Origin of the sequence: Bacillus tequilensis (genome assembly GCF_012225885.1) — a bacterium.
Classification (GTDB): domain Bacteria; phylum Bacillota; class Bacilli; order Bacillales; family Bacillaceae; genus Bacillus; species Bacillus tequilensis.
This window is the reverse complement of sequence record NZ_CP048852.1, coordinates 1,732,835-1,757,143: the sequence shown is the minus strand read 5'-3', so window position 1 is coordinate 1,757,143 and position 24,309 is coordinate 1,732,835. Positions and strand designations below refer to the sequence as shown.

Annotated in this window: 22 protein-coding genes; all 22 read left to right on the top strand. The window is 36.6% G+C overall.

Features of this window, described 5'->3' with window-relative positions; genetic code table 11:
- Positions 1 to 18: 18 nt before the first annotated feature.
- The 22 genes from G4P54_RS09285 to G4P54_RS09180 all read left to right on the top strand — a co-directional run bounded on the left by G4P54_RS09285 (position 19) and on the right by G4P54_RS09180 (position 24,206).
- Positions 19 to 489, top strand: a complete 471-nt coding sequence (locus tag G4P54_RS09285) for a hypothetical protein (RefSeq protein ID WP_167872447.1) — start codon at positions 19 to 21, stop codon at positions 487 to 489.
- Positions 490 to 503: 14 nt separating this feature from the next.
- The gene (locus tag G4P54_RS09280) at positions 504 to 899 is read left to right on the top strand and encodes a hypothetical protein (protein ID WP_167872446.1); all 396 of its coding nucleotides are present in this window, start codon (positions 504 to 506) and stop codon (positions 897 to 899) included.
- Positions 896 to 1,150: a hypothetical protein gene (locus G4P54_RS09275; protein ID WP_167872445.1), complete on the top strand. Its 255-nt coding sequence runs from the start codon at positions 896 to 898 to the stop codon at positions 1,148 to 1,150. Before G4P54_RS09280 ends, G4P54_RS09275 begins: the two co-directional genes overlap by 4 nt.
- The gene (locus G4P54_RS09270; RefSeq protein WP_167872444.1) at positions 1,134 to 1,784 is read left to right on the top strand and encodes a hypothetical protein; all 651 of its coding nucleotides are present in this window, start codon (positions 1,134 to 1,136) and stop codon (positions 1,782 to 1,784) included. The genes G4P54_RS09275 and G4P54_RS09270 overlap by 17 nt, the downstream gene beginning before the upstream one ends.
- Entirely contained in the window at positions 1,781 to 2,287 is a 507-nt protein-coding gene (locus G4P54_RS09265) for a hypothetical protein (RefSeq protein ID WP_167872443.1), read from the top strand. Before G4P54_RS09270 ends, G4P54_RS09265 begins: the two co-directional genes overlap by 4 nt.
- Positions 2,284 to 3,012, top strand: coding sequence for a hypothetical protein (locus G4P54_RS09260; RefSeq protein ID WP_167872442.1), 729 nt, complete (start codon positions 2,284 to 2,286; stop codon positions 3,010 to 3,012). Before G4P54_RS09265 ends, G4P54_RS09260 begins: the two co-directional genes overlap by 4 nt.
- A gap of 36 nt (positions 3,013 to 3,048) precedes the next feature.
- Positions 3,049 to 3,840, top strand: coding sequence for a YomU family phage tail tube protein (locus G4P54_RS09255; RefSeq protein WP_167872441.1), 792 nt, complete (start codon positions 3,049 to 3,051; stop codon positions 3,838 to 3,840).
- A 19-nt stretch (positions 3,841 to 3,859) separates the two neighbouring features.
- The gene (locus tag G4P54_RS09250) at positions 3,860 to 4,327 is read left to right on the top strand and encodes a hypothetical protein (protein ID WP_167872440.1); all 468 of its coding nucleotides are present in this window, start codon (positions 3,860 to 3,862) and stop codon (positions 4,325 to 4,327) included.
- Between the two features lie 74 nt (positions 4,328 to 4,401).
- The gene (locus G4P54_RS09245) at positions 4,402 to 4,758 is read left to right on the top strand and encodes a CBM20 domain-containing protein (RefSeq protein ID WP_167872439.1); all 357 of its coding nucleotides are present in this window, start codon (positions 4,402 to 4,404) and stop codon (positions 4,756 to 4,758) included.
- Positions 4,758 to 6,092 (top strand): XkdV family phage structural protein, encoded by a 1,335-nt coding sequence (locus G4P54_RS09240; protein WP_167872438.1) that lies wholly within the window; start codon positions 4,758 to 4,760, stop codon positions 6,090 to 6,092. Before G4P54_RS09245 ends, G4P54_RS09240 begins: the two co-directional genes overlap by 1 nt.
- Before the next feature lie 85 nt (positions 6,093 to 6,177).
- Complete coding sequence (locus G4P54_RS09235; RefSeq protein ID WP_167872437.1) at positions 6,178 to 6,666, top strand: hypothetical protein; 489 nt, start codon at positions 6,178 to 6,180, stop codon at positions 6,664 to 6,666.
- On the top strand, positions 6,666 to 7,085 hold the full coding sequence (locus tag G4P54_RS09230; RefSeq protein WP_167872436.1) for a hypothetical protein: 420 nt from the start codon (positions 6,666 to 6,668) through the stop codon (positions 7,083 to 7,085). Before G4P54_RS09235 ends, G4P54_RS09230 begins: the two co-directional genes overlap by 1 nt.
- A gap of 13 nt (positions 7,086 to 7,098) precedes the next feature.
- A complete protein-coding gene (locus G4P54_RS09225) occupies positions 7,099 to 8,106 on the top strand; it encodes a tyrosine-type recombinase/integrase (RefSeq protein WP_167872435.1) in 1,008 nt (335 codons plus the stop codon).
- Between the two features lie 132 nt (positions 8,107 to 8,238).
- Complete coding sequence (locus G4P54_RS09220; RefSeq protein ID WP_167872434.1) at positions 8,239 to 9,231, top strand: hypothetical protein; 993 nt, start codon at positions 8,239 to 8,241, stop codon at positions 9,229 to 9,231.
- Positions 9,232 to 9,428: 197 nt separating this feature from the next.
- Entirely contained in the window at positions 9,429 to 16,322 is a 6,894-nt protein-coding gene (locus G4P54_RS09215; RefSeq protein WP_167872433.1) for a phage tail tape measure protein, read from the top strand.
- Positions 16,323 to 16,362: 40 nt separating this feature from the next.
- Complete coding sequence (locus G4P54_RS09210) at positions 16,363 to 17,124, top strand: distal tail protein Dit (RefSeq protein ID WP_167872432.1); 762 nt, start codon at positions 16,363 to 16,365, stop codon at positions 17,122 to 17,124.
- 13 nt (positions 17,125 to 17,137) lie between these two features.
- Positions 17,138 to 19,780: a DUF7359 domain-containing protein gene (locus G4P54_RS09205; RefSeq protein WP_167872431.1), complete on the top strand. Its 2,643-nt coding sequence runs from the start codon at positions 17,138 to 17,140 to the stop codon at positions 19,778 to 19,780.
- A gap of 15 nt (positions 19,781 to 19,795) precedes the next feature.
- Positions 19,796 to 20,614 carry a hypothetical protein gene (locus G4P54_RS09200; protein WP_167873851.1) on the top strand — a complete coding sequence of 273 codons (819 nt, stop codon included), beginning with the start codon at positions 19,796 to 19,798 and terminating at the stop codon, positions 20,612 to 20,614.
- 12 nt (positions 20,615 to 20,626) lie between these two features.
- Complete coding sequence (locus G4P54_RS09195) at positions 20,627 to 22,414, top strand: phage baseplate protein (RefSeq protein WP_240939756.1); 1,788 nt, start codon at positions 20,627 to 20,629, stop codon at positions 22,412 to 22,414.
- 13 nt (positions 22,415 to 22,427) lie between these two features.
- Positions 22,428 to 22,793: a YomQ N-terminal domain-containing protein gene (locus tag G4P54_RS09190; RefSeq protein ID WP_167872430.1), complete on the top strand. Its 366-nt coding sequence runs from the start codon at positions 22,428 to 22,430 to the stop codon at positions 22,791 to 22,793.
- Complete coding sequence (locus G4P54_RS09185) at positions 22,794 to 22,931, top strand: XkdX family protein (RefSeq protein WP_167872429.1); 138 nt, start codon at positions 22,794 to 22,796, stop codon at positions 22,929 to 22,931.
- A gap of 228 nt (positions 22,932 to 23,159) precedes the next feature.
- Positions 23,160 to 24,206: an N-acetylmuramoyl-L-alanine amidase gene (locus tag G4P54_RS09180; protein ID WP_167872428.1), complete on the top strand. Its 1,047-nt coding sequence runs from the start codon at positions 23,160 to 23,162 to the stop codon at positions 24,204 to 24,206.
- The last annotated feature ends 103 nt before the right edge of the window (positions 24,207 to 24,309 follow it).

Here is a 24,309-nt window from a genome sequence, read left to right as displayed (position 1 = left end):
TTTTAGGAGGATATAAATTTGACTGAAAAAATTAAGTTAGCACGATACAGAAGTACATCTTATTTTGTTGGGTATACCGGCGATGGTGGACATAAACAATACACTTGGGCTGGTAGTAAAAATGGGAAGGCTGATATTAAAGAAGTTCCAAAAGAAGTTGTTGAATGGCTCACAATGAACAGCGTTTGTTTCGATAAAGGTGAATTAGTTATTGTTGAAGATAATGAGACAACCAAAGAAATTAAAGATTCTATTGTTGAGTCGGAGGCTTATGAAAATAACATCCATACTAAAGAAGAAATTGAAAAGATGATTAAATCGGGAAATATTGCTCAACTAAAAAATAAGCTCGATAAAATCACAGTGGATTCTGAGAAGCAATTTATTATTGACGTTGCTTCAGAATTTAGCGATGACATTGCTGTGGGCAAATTAAAAGTTTTGGCTGATTGGATGGGAGTCGCTGATCCTTCCCTTCTCTTTGACTAAAAGGAGGGATTTTTATGACATCTTATGATCAAATATGGGAAACCTTTTTAAACAACTGCGAGACATCTGATTTTGATGTTCCTCAAACAGAAGAACACATTTATCAATCAATTCGAAATGCAATCCTTCATTTCAACAACAGACTCAGAGACAATTTAAAGGCTGATGATTCAACAGAAACTGTAAATAGAGATTTATCTGAGGATGATCTTCTTATTATTGCACACTTCTTGAGATACATCTTTCTGTTAAATAAAAAGACCTTGTTTGAGAATACGTGGCAACCCTTCACCAATGACGTGGGAATCAAAAACTTTGGCACACAGCTCAATTCCCTTAAACAAAGTGTAATAGATCAGAAAAACGAAATTGAACGCTTGATATTGAACGCTGCGGTGGATTATCTATGAGTAAAATTAAAGTTAAATCGGCACATAAAGATGGACAAATAAAGCTTGAGGACTTAGATGTTTTTTGCAATAAACTGTGCAAGAGAAACAATTCAGTCCTCTTCAAACTGGAGAAATACCTTACTATAAAGCTACTAAGTGATCCTGAACTCACAGAAATCAGGGACACTATTTTAACTGTAAGTGGTGAATTAAGCAGACTTAGGGATAACTTAGTAACAGACGGTGATTCAAATGAAGGACTACAGTAATTACCACAAAGTTAACATTAATAATAAACTTCTTCATGATGGTAAGCTTATTTTCCAACAAGGCCTAAAGGGGCTTGAATCTGAAAAAGTCACAATTGATGGAATCGAAAAAACAGTAATGATTACCTCAAAGTACTCTAGTGGCGATGGTTCTGCAAGATATATACTAGGTGAAATTGCTGACATTTATTGTGGCGGGGTTGTTAAGTTTAATGATGTAACATGGCTCATCACCTCCCACCCTCTCAGTAATAAGATTTACAAAAAGGCTGAGATAAAAATATGCGGAACATCATTTTTTCTTACTTCAGAAGACAAGCTAATCGACACTGGCAAAATTAACGAAATCACCGGTAAGCCAATTTATGAAAAAGTACCTGGTGAAAAAACTGAAGTCCCCTGCATATTTGAAAGGACAACTTCAATAAATGGCACTGAATTGGCGGTAAATCTTCCGGATGGTCAAGCAAACATTACAATTCCTTATCTTGTTCATGAAAAATTGAAAATTGGACTTATCCTCACCTTCTTTGGCGAAGATTATCAAGTCGATGATATAGACTTTTCAAAAGTCTATGGAGACAACGGAACAATAAAATTGGTTGCCAAAAAGAAAGTTGGTGAAAAGACATGAGCATGACTGTTGAACAGATGACAAAAGTCTTCAGATTAGTTATGGATGATGTTGAACTAAATCGGCTCTTGTATTACAAAACTGATCCTCTCTCCCCTTCTCATCCAGATGTTCAATCACTCGAAAATTATTATGACTCCACAAATGATTCACCCGCTATAATCAATACCATATTTAAGCGAGCGCCTAAAACAGATGATCTATCGGATTCACCATTATGTAGGATATGTGTTTATTTAGGGAACGCATTACCAAAACCATCTAGCCAAAGCGTCATGCTTCTTGATCAAGACTTGATGATTGATGTTTTCACCCATATTAACACCTTTGAAGAAACTGAGTTTAGAAATCTTAAGATTAATGACAGAATTAATAAGCTTTTGTTCAATCAAAATTTTGCTGGTATTGGTAAGACAAGCTCTTATAAAAGACTGCTAATCACTAATCCTCCTGACGGTTACCTCGGATATAAATTAATTTATACCTTTGGGGCTATGAAATGATTGATAGTGAATTCTTTATAACCGGCGAACCAATTCCTACAGAATTTGGCGATTGTCGATTTATAAAAGTTAAAGAATATGCTTTTTTAACTCCGTACCTCAGTTGGTTTAAGATGTCTAAGAATGAGATTATTTATATTTACAGCAAAAAGGAAAATAATCAATTTGGCCAATTAGATGGTCTTATTGCCGAACTTAAAAAACGGACTTTGTTTGAAATTACAAGTATCCTTCCGAATTTTAAAGAAGCATATGAAGTGATATTTAGCACAGTTTTTAATGGCGTTGAAATTTTAGGGAAACTTACACCGGAAAACTTCGAAGCCCTAAGAGAATTGGTCTTGAGAATGTCTTGTCTAAAAGAGGAAAAAATCAGCTCTAACCCAGAGATACAGCGAGCTAACGAGCGCAGCAAGAGGGTGAAAAGTCAGGATTCAGATATGGTTGATATGGCAGACATCATGAGCAGTGTTGCTACTCACACTGGATATTTGTACAAAGATATAAATGAAATGACTCTGTTTCAGTTATACATGACTTACTACAGAGTAGGCCAATTCAAACAGTACGATACCTCCACCCTGTTTGCGACTGTTTCACCTGATGCAGCCAAACACATGGAAAGCTGGGGAAAACATATCGACTTATTTGAGGAAGAAAAGCACTACATAAGTAGAGAAAGTTTCATGAAACAAACTAAAGGTTTTGGTAAAGGCAGCGCATAGCTGTCTTTTTTTATTATTTAAGGAGGCAACAATTAGATGAAAACAGTTATTCAGGATACAGCTGACGTTTATTTCAAACGAAAATCTGACGGTAAGCTTGTATTCACAGCCGAAGCACAAACAGCATCATTCTCCCAAGCAATCTCCGAAGAAAAACTCAGAGGTGGAATCGGAAATAAACCGCTTTACATTCTTAAATCTGAGAAGGAAATTAACCTAACTGTCAAAAATGCTTTCTTTGATTTAGAATGGCTTGCAATGACACAGGGTGAAACTATTCAGGAAGAAACAAAAGTAAAGGTTTTCGATAGAGAACATGGCCTGATTGTAGATGATACAAACAAAGTTACTCTAAAAGGAGAGCCTGTAAGCGATGTAACTTTCTATAACAAAAAAGGGTTAACATATAAGATTGCAGTTTCAACTGATGGTACATATACAATTCCAACAGCATTTGCAGCTGCTAAAGAAAAACTTACAGCAGTGTATCAAATTGAAAAAGTTGGTAGACGTTTAGCCATTAAAGCCAGCAAGTTCTCAGAACGATATGAAGTTGAATATCGCACTATTGCTTATAATCCTGATACAGAAGAAGTATATAGTGACATCTATATTCAGTTCCCAAATGTTTCTCCTTCAGGTGAATTTGAAATGTCATTAGAAAACGGAAATGCTCTAGCTCCTGAGATTAAGTTTGAAGCATTAGCAGATTCGGATACAGACGAAATGGCTGTAGTAATAGAAGCAAGCAGGGACGCCAACGCAACTACTTCAAATCCTGATACCGATACAGAAGTTCAAACTAAATCGATAGATCTTGGCGAATAATTTATAGGAGTGATTTTTAATGGCAGCACAACTTAATGATTTTAATGGTGTAAAATCCTCTGCTAGAGATGACGGAAACGGTGGTTTAGTAACAGATATTCACTTAAAATCTCAAGAAAACCCTCTACAAGTTGACTTCCCTCAGGCTGGCTTGGATGCCATTAAAGGAATCCAAGTACAATCCCCTTCCGTAACAGTGAATGAAAGAGATCCAGGTTTCTCCTCTTTTAAGACGGATAAATTCACTGTTACTTCAACAGCTCAAAAGGTTACCGCAGGTATCACTGACAGAACAGCACTTACTGTCTATCCTCCTTCAGAAGGAACAATTTTTATCGGGAACTCTAATGTAACAGCTGATACAGGTATTCCGTTAGCTGCCGGTGACAAACCTTTTTCTGTTCCCGTTGCTGTTGGCAAGACCCTATATGTCTATGTAATTAATGATGGGACTGACAGAGACGTAAGAGTATTTGAAGCTAAATGATTTTGAGGGGATCTCTCCCCTCATATTTTTCTAGATAAAAGACAGTTTTTATTCAAATTAAGGAGGTGGAGTTGTTGACAGAAACGACTGAAAATGTCGTAATCACGATTCCAGACAAAACTTCAATTACATTTCATGAAGCCGCAACTTCCCCATCTGAAGGTGAAGAATTTGTAGTTGGTCATTTTCGGGAACTTACTGTTAAGATCTCCGGTTCCTCAACTTCACGAGAAATAAAGTTTTATGCAGTAGATGAAAATGGCGAAAAAACTGCACTCAGTGGTACTAATAAAACAGATTTCCAACTTGGAAGCAGTACTTTAAATACTAATGAGTATTGGGATTTTGACATTGCTGGATTGTTTAAAGTTATGTTCGAAGTATCCGCAGTTAATGGCCAAGTATCTGTTAAAGGAATTGCGGTGAGCTAATGAGTAGCAGTAAATTTGTTGGTCAATTAAAACAAAACAATGAACAAATTAACAATCTAAAAGCTTTACTCTCACAAAATGAAAAGCATATGACTGATCATGAACAAGAATTGACCGGTAAGGTTAATGATTTCATGGAGTATCAAAATTATGAGCTAATAAAACACATGAAAGATATAAGTAATCCACACCAAGTTACAAAACAACAAGTTGGGCTTAGTAATGTAACAAATGACAAACAAGCAACAAAAATAGAATTTGATGCACATGTTAAAGACACTAAAATACATGTTAATGATACTGAGCGATCAAGGTGGAATGCTGCTCAGTTATCAAAATTAACACAAGACAACGGTTTGGCTAAATACTTGTCTGGTGTAGATTTCAATACTGTCATTGAGTCGGGATTCTATTATATAACTTCGGTGTCAACCTCACTTAACGCCCCTGTAAATTCCAATGGATATTTATTGGTGTATAACTACGGAACCTATCCATATCAAGAGTTCACCGCATATAGTGGCGCAACAACGTCAATTCCAGAGACTAGAAGAAAATTTATGAGGAACAAGGTTAGCGGAACAGAGAACTGGACGCCTTGGATCGAGTTAGAGTATTCAGCAGGAGCCCAAGCGAAGGTCAATATCCATGAAAACAAAACAGATATTCATGTAACGAAAGAAGATAAGGACAAGTGGAATGCTGCTCAACTGATAAAAATAACAAATGATAACGGAAGTGTCTTAGTATCTATTGCTGACACAGATGACTTTCTCGAGAGAATAGTAAAAGTAGGTAAGACATTTGGGACATTTTATTCTACAGGAAAACCAGCGAATGCTCCTTCAACTATATCAACAAGAGGATATTTTCACTTTACTTCAACAGATGCCAATGGAAATGGCATTTACGGATATGTTGTGGCTATTGATTACAAAAATAATATGTACACAAATATTGTAGATGGAAGCTCTGGTTGGTCTGGATGGCGAAAGCTAACTTCAAATGCAGAGTTTGAAAATATATCTTGGCATAATGTCACACTCAAAAATGGAGCAGCTACAGGAGATAGACCTTTTCAATATGCTATTTGGGGGAATGTCCTTTTATTGCGAGGTCATATTACAGCTACTCGTGAAGTTGTATGCGGCACAATACCATCAGTTCGACTACCATTAAATGGAGCTACTGCTATGATTTCAGTCTCAGGTATAACTGGGTACAGCAAACTTCTACTTTTTGCAAGTGGCGATTTAAAATTAACTGGATTACATTCTAATAATGACAACAATGTGACGGGCTACTATATGGACGCTGTAATACCATTAGAATAACCGTTTAAACATTGCTTTAAGAAGTGTGACACCGAACACAGATTGGTGTCTTTTTTATATGGAGGATATTAAAGGAGGAAATAAAATGGCATCAAAAAAGTTGAATTTAGGTTTAATCGAGGAAAGTGTCAATAAGTACGATAAGAAAGAAAAAGTCCAATTAACAGATGATGTACATGTATTTATCTACCCATACTTTTCCCCTTCCCGGTTAACAAAAATGTTAGCCGGATTGATTTCTGATCAAGAAGAAGCAAAAGAAGCAGGAATTAAATCCTTTAAGGATATAAATCAAGTTCAATGGGCATTCTTTTCACTAATTAAAGAATTTACAGACTTGGGCATTCCAAATGACATTAAAAATAAGGTCAAATGGTATCTTAAACTTGTAGATTCAGAGTTCTTCCCTTTGATTATCAATAGCTTCCCTAAAGAGAGTTTAGAAAAACTAGGTAAAGCCACTGTTATGCTGCAACAAAACATAGATGAGTTATCAAAAAAATCTCAGGAAGAAGCAAATAATCTTATCCTTCAGAAGGTCGAAGAGATTGAAAGCAGCGCTGATCCACAGTAATGGCGAAAAACATAAAAGAAATCAAAGCTATGGTTGAACAAGCTGTAATTCAGTCTATACATAAATCTTCTTCTAACGTTAAGCAAATCATGACGAAAACAGGTCAAGATCATGTTGAAGAAGATGTTTACGGCACCTATACCCCCCTACTCTATGAACGTACAGGAAAGCTTAAAGACGCTTTTATAACCACCAACGAGAGTAACGGGATATCCTTGGACAATATTAGAGAAGATGATGGAAAAGATGTTGCTGCAGTTATTGAAACCGGACAAGGTTATACATACCCTGATTCATATGGATATGGCTACGGTAAACCTCGTCCTGTTATGAAGAATACCGCTGAGACCCTAAAAGATGGACGATTAACTGCAGCACTAAAAAAAGATTTAAAAGCAGATGGAATTAATACAGACTAATGGTGGTGAATTAATGGCCAAAATAAAGAAAAACATGTTACGGGATAGGGCTAAAAAACTCCCTGAAATCACTGACGAAATGTGGCAACATGTAAACGATGAATTAAGAACAATTGTTGATGAGTTCATTGCTGTTCAAAACTTTAGTCCAGCAACAAAAAAACAATATCAATCTGGACTAAGGCAGTTTGGATATTACGTGTATCAATCAATGAATAACAAACCTTTATATAAGCTTACCAAAAGAGACATTCTTCGTTATTTAAGCTATCTTCGTGATAACCGCAAACTCTCCTCATCTGCACAAAGCTTTAAAAAAGCTTGTGTTTCATCCATGTTTAACTATATCGAGAATGTTATTGCTGATGACGAGGATTTCAAAGAGTACCGTAGTTTTAGAAACTTAACTCGAGGGCTCCCTCCTATCCCCAAAAACAAAGTATATGACAAAGTGAAAATTACTTTTGATGAGTACAAAGATATGATGGATGTACTTGAAAAGGACGAGAATTATTTAGGTATGGCATGGCTTGCGACAGCCTTTAACGTCGGAGCCAGAAGGAGTGAAATTATACAATTCAAGACAGAAATACTTGATTATCCAATACCAGATGGAAAGACATTTGTATACAGTCATAATGTTCGACTAAAAGGACAAGGTGATGATGGTAAAGTAGAGCCTTATATGATTAACCTTGAGGCGTTAAAATACATGTGCTTATGGGTTGAGAAAAGGGGCTATGAATCAGAGTACATATTCTCAACTAAATACGGTGGTGAAGTTAGACAAGCTTCAAAATCATGGGCTGATTATTTTTGCTCAAATGTTTTAAGTGATATTCTCCAACGAAGAGTTAATCCGCATATATTTAAAGCCTCTTGTGTAACTTACCTTCTTGAAAGTGGAGTGGATTTAAAGCTCGTTTCAAAATATGTTGCACACCACGAAGATGTATCAACTACCATTGCCCACTATGATCTCAGGGAATTTGAAGAAGAAAAGAACAAAATATTCTCCTAACACTCCCCTCTCCTTCCAAATAAAATCCCTCTTTTATTCAGAATCAAGATTCCTCGCTTGAGGGATTTTGCTTATGTGTAAAAACTTAACAGATCCTCATATATGACCGATAATCATCTTGAGGTGAAATAATTGTTCAACAAAAGTATCATTAAAAGAAATCTTGTAGAAATGAAATCAAGAGATCTAATCAAGTTCATTAGACAAGAGTTTCCAGTTAAAGGACAGAACTATACTGAGCATATGGAGAAATACGAAACACTTAAAAAATTAAGTGAGAACGATCTTTCATCAGGGATTTCTCGCATGGCTAGAATTGAAACAAGCTTTGATAACTCTAAGAATGCCGCTCTCCTTGTAATGATTTTTAACTTTTTAATTGGATTCCTAAAGCTATGTATAGGCGCAGGAGTTGAACTAAATAACTTTTCAGAGAGAGTCGCTCAAAGTCTGAATTTAGCCTACGGATTTTTCACAACTTTTTTTATTGCAATTTTATTTGTAGGATTATTGCTCGATAAAAATAAAGTGACAACCGCCTCCTTTTTTAAAACTCTCCTTGAACAGGCGAAAGCTGATAAAGAAAAGGAGCATAAAAGCTCAAATGATAAATTACAATTTTCCGATAATACAATTGAAATAAAGTTAATTAAACGGCGTCCCTTTTGGAAAAAGAATGTTTATAACAGACAAGCAAAAAATTTAGAGGAAATCTTACTTAAATGGTCTGATGAAGAAATAATTGAGTATATTAGAATAAATTTTGGCTATTTGAGTGAAAAAAATAAAAAAGCTGAATTGCAAAGGATTAGAGGATTAGAATATGACACTATAATATTAGGAATAGGTAGAATGAAAGAGATGGAGGAAACTTCTGACAACTCCAAAATTATACCCGGTTTCACATCAGCAAGCATTTTTCTTATATCTCAATTTATTTACTTTGCCACTTATGGAAATAAAGGTGCACCGACTTTAACGTCTGTTTGTCTAGCGCTTGCTTCATCTGTTGCAATTTTTTTCGGGGTTACTTGGGGTATGGATAAAGGAAGAACACACCGTTCAGGAGCAACCCTTTTTAGAAGTTTATTAGAACAAGTGAAATCTGAAATGGAGAAAAAATGACCTTCCTCTATCTACCTAAGTTTTAACGATTCAAAAAATATATTTGTCATAAATTGTTCTAAAGAAAGAAGTTATATCAAATATAAAATATAACAAGGGTTCATGGAAAAATAGAAATGTATACAGTAAGTAAAGCTACTCAATAGCAGAGTGGCTTTTTTATTTCCCTCCCCCTACTGAAAGGAAGTGATTCTTACTTGAGCCAAAACCTCAAAATCATATTAACCCCGCAAGCTGATACCTCATCAAAAACTGTCGAACAGTTAAATCAGCAAATCAAATCTTTAGAAAAGAAGCTTAACTCTCTCAAACTCAACACCAATATTGATTCTACAACCTTAAAAGCTCTGCAAGAATTCTCTTCTGCTGTAGATGCGTATCAAAAAAATCTAAAATCCTACAATCAAACAGTAAAAGAAACATCGACAGTAATTAAGAATGCTGATGGATCTGTTGAAAAGCTCACCCAGCAATACAAGAAAAACGGTGAGATTCTTCAACGTGAAACTAAAATAATTAATAATCGCAATGCTGCTCTAAGGCAAGAAACTCAAGAAGTTAACAAACTCGCTCAAGCCACTGAAAAATTAGGTCAAGTACAAAAAAAGACCGAACAAAAGAACTTACAAGGCCAAACCACAAAGGTTGTACAGAAAAACCGTAACGGTTTTGAAGACATTGTTTATACGACTGACCCTAAAACTAATGCAACTTCTTCAAGAACAACAACCAATTACGATCAACAAAGGAAAGCAATTGAACAACTAAACCAAAGCCTAGAAAAGTTAAGAGAAAAAGGATTAGTCTCTTCCCAGGCGCTCTCTCGACTTTCCACTTCAATTAACGGTGCTCGAACTGCTGCTCAAATTGATCAAATTGCAAATCGTATTAAACGACTTGATGATTCCTCTACCGCTAAAGCAAAAACAAAAGAACTTGAGCATCAAGTTCAATTATATCAACGTCAAGCGCAAATAAATGTTCAAAACCTCAATACTCGTTACGGCAGTTCACTTAGTACCGCTAACTCCTCTGCCCTTCAGAATTATCTCAACTCAGTTAACCAACTTACGGCAAGAACTCCTAATTTAAGAACACAAATGCAGAATCTAAATATGCAGTTCAGAGAAGTATCTGCGAATGCATCATCTGCTTCTTCTAATGTTTCAGGCTTTGGAGAACAATTAGCACAATCATTTAGTCGTATGCCCGCATATTTTCTGAGTGGGACGATGTTCTATTCAGGGGTTCAAGCATTAAAGTCAATGGTGGAACAAGTCATTCAAATCGATACACTAATGACAGACATTAGACGAGTCATGGACTTACCTGATTACAAATTTAATGAACTACTGCAATCCTCAATTGATCTTGGTGATCAGCTATCTAATAAAATTTCGGATATCCTTGAAATCACTGGTTCATTTGGACGAATGGGCTTTAGTGAATCTGAACTTGGAGATGTAACTAAAACCGCTCAGGTCTTACAGAACATTTCTGATTTGAATCCTAACGATACTGTTAACACCTTAACAGCTGCAATGCTTAACTTTAATGTAGCAGCCGGTGATTCTATATCAATTGCAGATAAGTTAAATGAAGTCGATAACAACTATGCAGTTAGTACCTTAGACCTTGCAAACAGTATTAGAAAAGCCGGATCTACAGCCTCTACTTTCGGTGTTGAATTAAACGAATTGATTGGTTACACAACAGCAATTGCCAGTACTACTCGTGAGTCAGGAAATGTTGTAGGTAACTCACTAAAGACCATTTTTGCTCGTATTGGCAATAACCAAAGTTCAATCAAGGCATTAGAAGAGATTGGTATCTCAGTTAAAACAGCTGGCGGTGAAGCTAAGTCTTCTAGCGAATTAATTGAGGAACTCGCTGGGAAATGGGATATGCTAAGTGACGCTCAGAAACAAAATACATCAATAGGCGTTGCGGGTATTTACCAGTTATCTCGTTTTAACGCAATGATGAATAACTTCTCCATTGCCCAAAGTGCTGCGAATACTGCTGCTAATTCAGTCGGCAGTTCATGGAAAGAGCAACAAAAATATGCCGATAGCTTGCAAGCAAGAGTTAATCGTTTATCCAATGCTTTTACAGAAATGTCTGTGGCATCAGGTGAAGCGTTAATATCTGATAGTATCGTAGTGTTCGCTGATGCGTTAAAAAGTTTAATGCAATTAAGTGCCCAAGTGACCAAGTCCGTTGGATTACTTCCACAAGTATTTGGAGCAGCGACAGCTGCAGTTATATTATTTAACTCTTCCCTTCGTGCAAGTGCTTTAGCTTCAGGCACTGCAATGGGTGCAGCTCTAAAAAATCTTATCCTTAATTTTAATACTTTTACGGTTGGAGTGACAGCAGCTTCAGCCAAAACAGCAATTTGGAGTAAAATCACAACTGCTTTTTCAACTTCACTTACGAACTTAAAAAAGGCAGCAATGACTACAGGAGCTTTCTTAGCTGGTAGCTTCCTTCCTATGGCAGCAATGATGGCTTTTGGTGTTGTTATTGAGAAGCTAATATCCTCATACTCCAAATTAAAACAAGCACGAGAAGATTTTGAACAAGCTAAAATTACAAGTATTGAAGCAATTACGACCAATAAAGACACAACAGATCAATTAATTGCTCAATACAAAGAGCTTCAAAAAGCAAAAGAATCAGGTACTTTAAGTTCTGAAAAAGAACAGGAGTATCTTCAGGTCACGCAACAATTAGCTCAAACGTTTCCTAATTTAGTTGCTGGTTACGACTCACAAGGGCAAGCAATAATTAAAAATAATGATGCTCTACAAGATGCCATCAAATATACACAAGAACTAGCTGACCTCAATAAGAAAGATATTCAAACGGGTGCTAAAGATACTTTTTCTGATAGTTTGAAAGAAATTAAGGATCTTCAGGCTGAAGTTGATCAATATAAAAAGATGGCTGATACATACTCAAAAGGTAAGGGTTTTTGGTCATTCTTTGAAAATCCTTTTGCAGATGACAGCTCAATTAAAAATCAAGGTGTTAAAGCTGAACAAGAGGCTCTTCGTGTTGAACAATCACTCTCTAGCTCACAGTCAAAAATCCGTGAGCAAGTTTCCAAAACAGTCGAAGCATTTAACTCCGTAAAAATTAACCCTCAGCTTGCCAAGGAAGTCAATGATGCATTTAACAAAATTGATTTCAGCAAAATGGATGCATCGCAGTTAGAGTCCTTTTCTATCAATGTATCTCAATATATGGATAAGATACAAAAGGCTCTACAATCTGGAAATCAGACCGACTTTTCTAAAGCCTCTCAAGGTCTTGAAAACCTCATAAGTCAATATGTAAATGGTTCTGATAAGGCAAATGGTCTTGTACTCTCTTATGGGGATCTTAAGGATGCTGTTGACTCAACAAACAATTCAGCCGAATCAGCTAAAGTAACATGGGATGAAAATGGAGAAGGTATAGATGCTTTAGGAGAATCTGTTGGCACCCTATCTGACAAACTTAAAGATGCCAAAGGTGACTTCGAAGCAATTAGCTCCATTATTCGTGACCTTGTTGATTCTAAGCAAAATGATTTAGCCATTTCCGCAATACAAAACGATGCTTATGATGCCATGGCTGATAACATCTCCCCTTTAAATGAATTGCTTGAGAAAATGGCAGAAGGTAAGAGTTTATCAGCTTCAGAAGCTATGAAGCTAATCCAGAAGGAAAACGATCTTGCAGACGCTATTTCAATTGAAAATGGCGTTGTGAAAATAAACAGAGACGCAGTTGTTAAGCTGCGTGACGCCAAGCTAAAAGCATATAATGACATGCAACAGTCTGTTAAGCAGGATCTAATAAATCAAGCTAATGCTTTAAACAAGAAGATTAATATGTATAAATCCGAAGTTAAAGCGATCAAAACTGTTCAAGATGCTTATAATATGAAGTCAGATCTTGAAAAACAAAAGCAGAAAATTCTTGATGAAATGAAAAAAGGTAATGGTGGAGCAATTCAATACCTTCCTAAAACTCAAGAAGATTTGAATCAAGTTACTGACATTACAGATCAACTAGAAGAACTTGATAAATTAGCTGATTTAGCCTCTTCTTCCCTATCAGAGACTGGTACATCAATGGAAGACATGTCTTCATCTGCAGAAAAAGCTTCCGAAGAAGTAAAAACTTCAATGTATGTTGCTGATAAATACAAGGAAGCATTAGAAAAAGTTAATGCTGAGATTGACAAGTACAACAAGCAGGTCAATGATTATCCGAAATACTCTCAGAAATATCGAGATGCCATCAAGAAAGAAATTAAAGCACTTCAGCAAAAGAAAAAGCTTATGCAGGAACAAGCTAAGCTGCTTAAAGAACAAATTAAATCCGGTAACATTACCCAATACGGTATTGTAACCTCTACAACTTCTTCTGGCGGAACCCCCTCCTCAACTGGTGGATCATATTCAGGCAAGTATTCAAGCTACATAAATTCAGCAGCTAGTAAATACAATGTTGATCCTGCCCTTATTGCAGCTGTAATTCAGCAAGAATCAGGGTTTAATGCTAAAGCACGATCTGGTGTAGGTGCCATGGGATTAATGCAACTGATGCCAGCAACAGCAAAAAGCTTGGGAGTAAATAACGCTTACGATCCCTATCAAAATGTTATGGGTGGAACAAAGTACCTCGCCCAACAACTTGAAAAGTTTGGCGGTAATGTTGAAAAAGCATTGGCTGCATATAATGCTGGGCCTGGTAACGTAATTAAATATGGCGGTATCCCTCCTTTTAAAGAAACACAGAATTACGTTAAGAAGATCATGACCAACTACAGCAAATCCCTCTCCTCTGCCACTTCTTCAATCGCCAGCTATTATACAAATAATAGCGCTTTTAGGGTAAGCTCCAAATATGGACAACAGGAATCTGGTCTCCGCTCCTCCCCACATAAAGGAACTGATTTTGCTGCAAAAGCAGGTACAGCAATTAAATCTCTTCAAAGTGGTAAAGTCCAAATTGCTGGCTACAGTAAAACTGCAGGTAACTGGGTTGTTATTAAACAAGATGATGGAACAGTTGCCAAGTACATGCACATGCTTAACACTCCTTCTGTTAAAACAGGTCAATCAGTTAAAGCCGGTCAAACTATTGGTAAAGTTGGTAGCACAGGGAACTCAACTGGAAATCACCTTCATTTACAGATCGAACAAAATGGAAAAACAATCGATCCTGAAAAGTACATGCAAGGTATTGGAACTTCTATTTCAGATGCGTCACAAGCTGAGGCAGAACGGCAACAAGGGATAGCCCAGGCTAAATCTGATCTTCTCTCCCTTCAAGGAGATATAGATGCAGTCAATGATCAGATTCAAGAACTTCAGTATGAACTAGTTCAATCCAAACTCGATGAGTTTGATAAAAGAATTGGGGATTTTGATGTTCGGATAGCTAAAGATGAATCAATGGCTAACCGATACACTTCTGACAGCAAGGAATTCCGCAAATACACCTCTGATCAGAAAAAAGCTGTAGCAGAGCAAGCTAAAATCCAACAACAAAAAGTCAATTGGATTCAAAAAGAAATAAAAACAAATAAAGCACTGAATTCCGCTCAACGTGCACAGCTTCAAGAAGAGCTGAAACAAGCCAAGCTAGATTTAATTTCTGTTCAAGACCAGGTTCGTGAACTACAGAAACAACTTGTCCAATCTAAAGTGGATGAGACGCTTAAGTCAATTGAAAAATCATCTTCTAAAACCCAAGGGAAAATTAAAGATGTCGATAACAAAATTTCAATGACTGAAGAAGATGAAGACAAGGTTAAATACTATAGCAAACAGATAAAGCTTATTCAGCAACAACAAAAGGAAGCCAAGAAATATATTAAGCAGCTTGAAGAGCAAAAGAAAGCCGCGAAAGGCTTCCCTGACATCCAGGAACAGATTGCTGAAGAAATCGAAAACTGGAAAGATAAACAGAAAGATTTTAACCTTGAGCTTTATAACACCAAGAAATCGATCAAAGATATCTATAAATCATTGGCCGATGAAGTTGTATCCATCTACAAAGAGATGTACGAAAAAATGCGTGATATAGAGTTAGAAGCTCATCAGAAAGCGACACAAGATAAGATTGATGAGATCGACAAAGAAGACGAAGAAGCTAAGTATCAAAAGGAATTGAAGGAGAAAAACCAAGCAATACAGGAAACAAAAGATAAAATCAATAAACTTTCAATGGACGACTCCTCTGAGGCGAAAGCTCAAGTCAAAGACTTAGAGAAACAACTTCAAGAGCAACAGAAAGCATTAGATGAGTACCTTAAAGATCGTAGTAACACAAAACGAAAAGAAGCTCTTCAGGATCAACTTGATAAAGATGAAGAGTCGATCAACAACAAGTACGATGATCTTGTGAATGATGAGCGAGCATTCAAAAAGCTTGAAGATAAGCTTATGGATGGTAAAATTACTGACATCGCTAAGCAGCTTAATGAATTCACTAAGTTCATAAATGAGAATATGAAGTCGATTGGAAAAAGCATTTCTAATAACTTGATTGATAAGCTTAAGGATGCTGCCAGCGCTTTAAATACCGTTACAACTGGAAATAAAACAGGTAAAAAGGTGTCATCATTTGCTTCTGGTGGGTATACAGGCACGGGACTTGGAGCAGGAAAGCTTGCATTCTTACATGACAAGGAACTTATCTTAAATAAGACAGATACTGAAAACATGCTGGAAGCTGTAAAGCAAGTTCGTCAAACGTCCACTGATAATTCAGTAAAGACTACCTCTAAATGGGGTCAACCCGGTAAAATTTCAGATGTTCTAAGTAAGAGTATAGCTCTTGTCACGCCAGCAATGAACGCTACAGTTGCTAGTCAAACAAATTTAACTAAAGGCTTAATTCCAACTCTTAAGAACTTCTCGACACCTACTGTAACCCCTTCTACACCTAAAGGAAATACATCAAACAATCAGAACTCATTCACAATTAATGTAACAGAAGCTAGTAATGCTAAAGAAACTGCAAGCTTAGTGTACAAACAATTAGCAAATGGTCTTAAAAATACTGGACTGAATTTCAACATAACATGAGTCGGCTAAGGTCGGCTCTTTTTATATTGGGGGTGAAAAATTGATTAGACAGAGCCAATATTTCATGTTTGATAACGTAAAGTCGATCGACTACGGTGTAGAAAACGTTAATACAGAATCAGGGTTAGTTGAGGAATCTTTTTTGGGTTCACGATCAGTTAATGAAACTTATGTAAAAGGAAGATCAGAGCCATACACTGAAGGTGTCAAAAGAGAATCTAAACAATTCCCTTTAAACTTTTATGTTGGTGAAAATTATGATGAGAAAAAAATAAGAGCAATTAAGCGCTGGCTAGATGTCGATGATTACAAGCCTTTAGCGTTCAGCGAAAATTTAGACATTGTGTATTATGCAATGCCCGTGGATACCAGTGATTTAGTGCATAATGCAGCTAGACATGGATATGTTCGTTTGACTATGAAATGCAACTCCCCTTATGCATACAGTCGAAACACAAGTACCCACTCCTTTGATATATCATCAGGAATGAAAATCATTGAACTCCATAACAAAGGTGATGTTGCGATTTACCCTACTGTTGAAATTTTTAAAATTGGCGACGGTGATGTAAAAATCGAGAACCTGAGTGATTATACTGAACCCTTTATACTTAGCAATCTAAAAGACAGAGAAGTTGTTGAAGTGAATGGTGTCAAAGAAATTATTGAGTCTTCTTTATACGGGAATGAAAGATATGATGATTTTAATGACAATTATATTAGATTGGATTACGGAAAAAACCGATTAAAAGTGACCGGAAAATGCAAACTGAGATTCACTTTCAGATTTAAGTATCGGTAAGAAGGTGAAAAAATTGATAACTATTCGCAAAGATACAGAAATAAAAAACATACGCTTATCCCTTGCTAAACCAGACAAGACTAAAATAGCTAACATTGATGAAGTTCTGAATCCAACTGTAACTTTAAATCACGGAAGCAGCGTTCACGAACTCTCCTTCTCTATTCCGCTTAAGGCCACCTATGATGGGGTCATTAAAAGAAATCATGTTGTAGATTTACTAAAACCCTGGTACCTAATTAAAACAGAGTTCTATGGGCTTACGATTTGGTTTATTATCACTAAAAGAACCAAGTCTTTCAGCAGTGAAATGGATACTGTACAAGTTGAGTGCAGGTCTCTTCAACATGAATTGAGCAGAATAAGCGTTCTTAAATATGAAGAGACATCTAAAAACCTCCTGGAAGTAGTTACAGACTGTTTAAAGAATACCAGTTGGACGGTTGGATACATAGATACTCTCTTTAACATAAAACGAAGACAGTTTGACGTATCATCAACTAATAAGCTTGATTTTTTATATTCAATCTGCGAGAAGTTCGATGCAGTCCCAGTCTTTGATACAGTAAAAGAAACTGTAAGCTTTTATAAAGAATCAGACATTTCGAAATACAAAGGCCTTAAACTGAACCCTCGGCAATATATGATTAGCATGGATGATTCAGATGATGCTGATGAATTGGTAACAAGGCTATATGCTACTGGAAAAGATGGTATCAGTATTAATTCAGTGAATCCAACTGGACAATCCTACATTGATGACTTTTCTTATTTCCTCTTCCCCTTTCAACGTGACGAACAACGAAATGTTATTTCTCACAGTGCCTATATGCCAGATGAACTTTGTCATGCAATTCTTGATTACAATGACCTCGTTAATAACGAAGGAAATGCGTTTAATAAACTTCTCACCCAAAAGAACGAATCTGAAAGTCGTTTAACCGAATTGAAGAATGAGCTTTACATCCTTGATCTTGAAGTTCAAAAGCTATTAGATCGAATTGAAGTTGCAAAGAAAGCCGGAGATGACACAAGTAAACTGAAAGCTCAACTTGCCATAAAGCAGAAAGCAGTTGCAGAAAAGAAAAACCAAATTGATGCAATTGAATCAACAATTTCTCAAATATCTGCTTCAATTTCTAAACTTAAAGAAAAGCTTTCTTTTGAGAACAATTTTAGTGAAAATAAACAAAAACTGCTCTCACGTTTCATTTCAACAACTGAATGGTCAAATGACAGCATCTATGATGAGAATGAACTTTATGATGATGCTAACGAAGAACTCGAAAGTCGAAATACGCCACCAGTAAATATTACGCTCAATATAGTAAACTTTTTTAACTGTCTTAGTGAAAAACATAACTGGGATAGGCTCAGTTTAGGAGACATAGTACGAGTTCAACAGAACGATTTAAATACTGATATCAAAGCCATACTTTCAGCAATAACAATTGATTTTGAACAATCAAATATTGGTGTCACTATTACAAATGGCAAAAGAGTTCAATCTGATTTCGAGAAAATTATTAAGACTGTTTACAGAACAAACAAAATTAGTACTGAATTAAACAAAAGAAAGATTGAATGGGACAAAGTAACTGAAAACTTCAATATCCGAAATGACAGGATCTCAGTGCAGCCAGCACCCCCTATCATTGCTTCTGACGGCACGGCAATTACCCATAAGGTAAATGATAACGGGTCAGTTGATATTACCATTCAGTGGAACTATGTTGAATCCAATGAAGACAAATACAACATTGATGGGTTTGAGGTTTACTTACACGGTAGTGATGACAATGAGGAGTACACATTTGGCTCTGTGCAAGCTAGTGAAAATTTACAAAATGTTAAATATGACAGGCGAACAGCTACTTTTACCGGATTGCCTTCAAATATGTACTATACAATTGGTGTTCAAGCATATCGAAGAGTAGATGCGGATATCGATAATAATCAAATTCTTCTTTCGGATATAGTTAAGTCAAATCATCCTTCTGAAAACCCCTACCTCCCTACTCCTTCAATTGAAGTAAAAGGAAGCCTTAGTGGAAAAGTTAATGGTCTTTATACAATTTCCACGGAAGCTAAGCCAGAAGATCCAGAGACAGGGACAATTTGGATTGACCCAAAGACTAATAAACAGGAACTGTTTAACGGAGAAGAATGGATTGTCTCATCTGCTGGTTCAGCAGACTCCTTGAATGGTTTTTCAGCTTCAACAACGACCTCGCCAAACTCTATACCAGTCCGTAATGAATCAGGGATCATTAGTGGTTCAATAGACGGTAATGCAGAGCTGTTAGGTGGACGAGCAGCATCTGATTATGCATTAGCTGAAAATATCCCCGTTCCTCCCAAGTTTGCAAAGGGCACTTATACAGGAGACGGCACTCCAAGTAAACAAATCCCCCTCGCCTTTACTCCAGATTTAGTCAAAATAACTCCGATCTCAACTGAAGACACTCAACTAGTAATTGAAAATCAATTGGGGGGCTATGCCTATCAAGTTACTTCAACTGGGCTTTCCCTTATTGGAGGAGATTTGAGCTATGGTGCTCTAGGAACCAATCTTTTTATCACAGGCTCAGACAGTAACTGCAGAGGAAATAAATTAAACGTTAAATATATCTGGGAAGCTTACCAGCAAAATTAAACGGAGGTGATTAATCTGACCGACTTTGCTGAATTGTATAACGATCCAATTTTAAGTAAAAAAAGAAAAGGTTCAGTTGAAGACCCGTATCTAACCTATAGCGAGACATTAACTGTATACAACGGAAGAGCACTCCTCACTGAGATTCCTAACAGAGAGTTTCGTGTCGAAGTTACTGGAGAAAACAAGGAATGGCGAGAAATTGAAGATGGTGAACTTGAAGACAATTATTTTAAGGTTGATTACCTTATGGGAGTTGTCTTTTTTAATGCTTCAAATGAAGGAAAATCACTTACCTTTAATTATAGTGGTGAAGGTGCTGCCTTCTTCCCCGCCTCTCGAATTTGGATTAAACGTCAAGGTAACATGGTTGTAGAGACTCTCCAAGGACTTATTGATGATGCTGAAGATGCAATAATACGGATGAATGAGAGAATCGCCGAGTGTGAACGAGTAACAAAACGATGCATCGAAATAACAAACTGGTGTAGACAAGCAACTTCCGATTACGAGTATGTAGTTGAAAACACTAGAAAAATATATTTGCCAATGGTTTATACATATCAAGATTTAATGGACACTTATCCAAATCCTCAAATTGGATGGGTTGTTACTGTTAGAGAAACCGGTATTGAATATCGTTGGGACGGTTTTGACTGGATTAATATTAGCATTTCAGATCAATTCGATGGTTATAACGTTGTTTCGAGTTATGTTGAACCTTACAATATTCGGACAATATGGCTTAGAACAAATAGCTCACCTAGCAAAAAAAGAGTCAAACCCTCTAAAGATGTCCCTGATAGCAGCATGATTTGGATAAGAAAAGGATAAGGAGGAAAATCATTGAGTGACAACCTAATTCCAGTAAATACAATGGGCTATTATGATGAAGAAACTAAACAATGGGTACCTGTTGATTCTATGGCAGTTAAATCCCAAACTAATAGAGTCACAGCCGATGAAATTGTAAATAATTTCAGCTCAATTAAATCTGATTTAAGCTCAGTTACAAACAACTTCAATGAAATCTCAAATAAGTTGTCTTCAGTTAGTTCAGATTTAAGTTCAGTTAGAAATGATTTTGATGAGTTTTACAAAGCAGAAACAACTTTCGATTTTACAACAATATCCCCTGTTTATCATACAACTTTAAATTTAGCTCACACTTCTATCGTACAATGTTTTGTTATTGATGAATTGACTGGTGACATTTACGGTACTCAAGTTGCCTATGTCAATCAAGATAAAAGCGAGAGTTTCACCATTACACGTATGAACCAGAACGGCGTTATGCTGGACAGCATGACACTTGTTCATGGCGGACACGGAACTACAATAGGGTTAGAAAGAGAAGGTGGCAAAGTATATGTGTGGTCTAACTACGATGTTGTAGACTCAAACGGCAATACTGTTGGAAATGACTTAGTACGCTTCCCTTATGTGGCAGGTGCAACACTAACTCAAGACAGTAGTTACATCAAGCGATATAACAAATTTAATAATTACTACACTATTCCTGTTATTGATAGAGAGAACGGCCTGATAGCTTTTCGTATTAAGCTTACCGATGGCAATAGTATAGTGGAACTTCGAAAACTGAGTGATGTAAAAAACGGAGTGAATAAAGTTCTGGGCAAAGTCACGATTCCAAGTGACCTTTCTTATCTCCAAGGCCTCGCGATAGATGGATACGATTTGTATTGGTATACAGGCGATACAAACAACCAGACCTACCCGTGTGAATTAACTTTGTTTAGTTTCGTAGATGGCAAGTTAAAAAAGCGCATCTCTTGTGATTTTGGTTATGGCCCCACTGGAAAATATGATGATAGTTTTAGAGAGCCAGAAGCAGTCTTTTTATACAAAGACCCAAAAACTAGTAAGAAGTCTCTATTTGCCGGAGTTGTAACTGGTGCAGTTGGGAAAAGGATCAATAAAGTGTATGCCTACCATTCTAAAGAAAATGCCACTAAATTTACAGCAGATCTTTCACAAGGCTATCAAGGTTATGCACTCACCAGAAATAATGGCAATGCTAATGGTCTCCCAGAAGGGTTAAGTAATTTAAAGGACTTTCGAAAAGTTGGTTCTTATTACATGTACACAGTAGACACAGTTAACTACAAAGACCATCCAAGCCCTGGGGATGCCGGTTGGTGGCTGCAAATTGAACCTGCTGATCCTCGTGGTACTGTTGTACAAACTCTTAAAAGAAACTCAACAGGACGGGATATTAAAATATATACCCGTGTTGTAACAAACAATGGTTTAACTGGTGATTGGGTAGAAATTATGAGCAGCCAAAGTCTTGTTTGGAACGATCTTGCTTTAATGAATGGCGCTTCCAACCCAGATTCAGGTGATAAATTACAATTTGCTATAAATGGCGGGCTAGTTCATATTCGAGGAAAAGTAACAATTCCTTTAACGGACGGAGTCATTTTTGCAATTTTACCATCTGGAGCACGACCAAAACGTAGTCATTATGCAGCATATGAGGTTGCCGGGACTACAGGAACAAGGAAAATCGGAATTAGAAGTAACGGCGAAATGGAAGCAATGGGTTTAATGGCTAATGGTCGAGAAAATGCTACTTATACATATGTGAACACAAGCTTTCCATTGAATTAAAGGAGGTTAAAATTTGATACAAGTTTATAGATATGATGAGAATCTTATGTTTATTGAGCCTATGCTCATATCTCAAAAGGATGAAGAAGGTAACTATGTCATTCCGTCAGATTGTACAACTATCCCTCTTCCTGACTCACCTTCTTTGTTCAAGGCAAAGTTTGATGCTAAAAAGCAAAAATGGATCGAATCAGCTACCCAAGAAGAGATTGAGGCAGTTTTAAGTTCAGAGACTATTGATGACTCTCCAGTAAGTCAATTAAAACAACAAAATGCTTTGCTGCTTATGCAACTGGCAGAGGCACAAAAACAATTACAAGAACAAGCCGAGACAACATCAAATCTATTATTGTCTTTGGCTGAAAAAGGAGTGTTGTAAATGGAATGGTTTAAATGTATCCAATACTGCTTTAGCTGGAAGGCTTACAATGAAGAACAAGTTGCTAGGTATGTTGAATTAGGCAAGATTACAGATGTTGAGTATAAAGAAATTACAGGTCAAGATTACCCTGCTTAGCGAGCTACTGAACAATTGAATACTAATGAGCTTGCACCTTAACCAATAGGTGTTTTTATTTTGCAAATTTTAAGGGGGTGGCTATGTTCTAGATAAAATATAGATTTTATTTAAAATACATACTTGAAAGACAGAGATAAAAAGAGCATACGTGAGATAAAGAGAGATTGGGTTTAGTCCCCTTCTCTCTTTTTTGTGCTCAAATTTAATTTAGGAGAGATGTTTAATATGGCTATTAAAGCGAGACAAATGTTAGTATCCCCAGAGAAATATTCAATCAAATGTCCATATGCATTATCTGCTTCATTCATCACTTTTCACAATACATACAACGACGCACCAGCGCAAAATGAAGTTAGTTATATGATCGGCAACAATAATGAAGTTTCTTTTCACTTTGCTGTAGATGATAAAGAGGTTGTTCAAGGGATTCCTACAAATCGTAATGCATGGCATACAGGTGATGGATCAGGTGTGAATTCAGGAAACCGGACTTCTATCGGTGTTGAAGTTTGCTACTCTAAATCTGGTGGAGAGCGCTATAGAAAAGCTGAAGCGTTGGCTATTAAATTTATTGCACAACTCCTTAAAGAACGTGGCTGGGGCGTGGATCGAGTTAAAAAGCATCAAGACTGGTCTGGCAAATACTGTCCGCATCGAGTTCTTGATGAAGGACGTTGGAATGCTGTTAAATCTGCTATTGCTGCTGAATTGAAAGCACTCGGTGGAAATACTTCTTCCTCATCTTCAAAGCCAACAAAAGTCGTTAAAACAAATGGGTCTTATGTTAAGAATACAGTTATCGCAGACAGTCTTAATGTGAGAACCCAGCGCAATGCAAACTCCTCTATTGTACTTACCCTCCCTAAAGGCTCCACTGTACAACATCAAAAAGGATCAACTCAAAACGGTTGGGGATATATCGAATATACAAACTCTAAAGGTGCTACATACAGTGGTTACGTCAATGTGAAATACATTAAAAGTGATGGTGAACTTGGGCAATCAACCCCAAAGGCCAAACCCACTTCTAAGCCTAATAGCAGCGGAATCAAATCTGTAGGCGAAATTAAGATTGTCGGTGTAAAGAGCGCTGCAATCGTAATGGACAGACCGGATAAAAATAAAGCGAAGAACCTTGGCACAGTAAATCTGGGTGATACGCTCAGCATTTCTGGTTCAGTGAAAGGTTCAAACAATGCTAAAGGTTACTGGGAAGTTATCTACAAAGGTAAACGTGGCTACATCTCAGGACAGTTTGGGTCAAAAATCTAAATATATTTGAAAGTCTTTGAGGATAATTGCTGATCAAGGTATATCAATGATTATCATCTCAATTTTAGGAGGTGATGTAATGTCACCTTTCTATATTCATTAA

Excerpts from the sequence above, each read along its gene's own strand:
- G4P54_RS09225 (WP_167872435.1), top strand. The coding sequence starts at position 7,099 with ATGGCCAAAATAAAGAAAAACATGTTACGGGATAGGGCTAAAAAACTC.
- G4P54_RS09265 (WP_167872443.1), top strand. The coding sequence starts at position 1,781 with ATGAGCATGACTGTTGAACAGATGACAAAAGTCTTCAGATTAGTTATG.
- G4P54_RS09260 (WP_167872442.1), top strand. The coding sequence starts at position 2,284 with ATGATTGATAGTGAATTCTTTATAACCGGCGAACCAATTCCTACAGAA.
- G4P54_RS09275 (WP_167872445.1), top strand. The coding sequence starts at position 896 with ATGAGTAAAATTAAAGTTAAATCGGCACATAAAGATGGACAAATAAAG.
- G4P54_RS09270 (WP_167872444.1), top strand. The coding sequence starts at position 1,134 with ATGAAGGACTACAGTAATTACCACAAAGTTAACATTAATAATAAACTT.
- G4P54_RS09185 (WP_167872429.1), top strand. The coding sequence starts at position 22,794 with ATGGAATGGTTTAAATGTATCCAATACTGCTTTAGCTGGAAGGCTTAC.
- G4P54_RS09280 (WP_167872446.1), top strand. The coding sequence starts at position 504 with ATGACATCTTATGATCAAATATGGGAAACCTTTTTAAACAACTGCGAG.
- G4P54_RS09235 (WP_167872437.1), top strand. The coding sequence starts at position 6,178 with ATGGCATCAAAAAAGTTGAATTTAGGTTTAATCGAGGAAAGTGTCAAT.
- G4P54_RS09180 (WP_167872428.1), top strand. The coding sequence starts at position 23,160 with ATGGCTATTAAAGCGAGACAAATGTTAGTATCCCCAGAGAAATATTCA.
- G4P54_RS09230 (WP_167872436.1), top strand. The coding sequence starts at position 6,666 with ATGGCGAAAAACATAAAAGAAATCAAAGCTATGGTTGAACAAGCTGTA.
- G4P54_RS09255 (WP_167872441.1), top strand. The coding sequence starts at position 3,049 with ATGAAAACAGTTATTCAGGATACAGCTGACGTTTATTTCAAACGAAAA.
- G4P54_RS09240 (WP_167872438.1), top strand. The coding sequence starts at position 4,758 with ATGAGTAGCAGTAAATTTGTTGGTCAATTAAAACAAAACAATGAACAA.
- G4P54_RS09250 (WP_167872440.1), top strand. The coding sequence starts at position 3,860 with ATGGCAGCACAACTTAATGATTTTAATGGTGTAAAATCCTCTGCTAGA.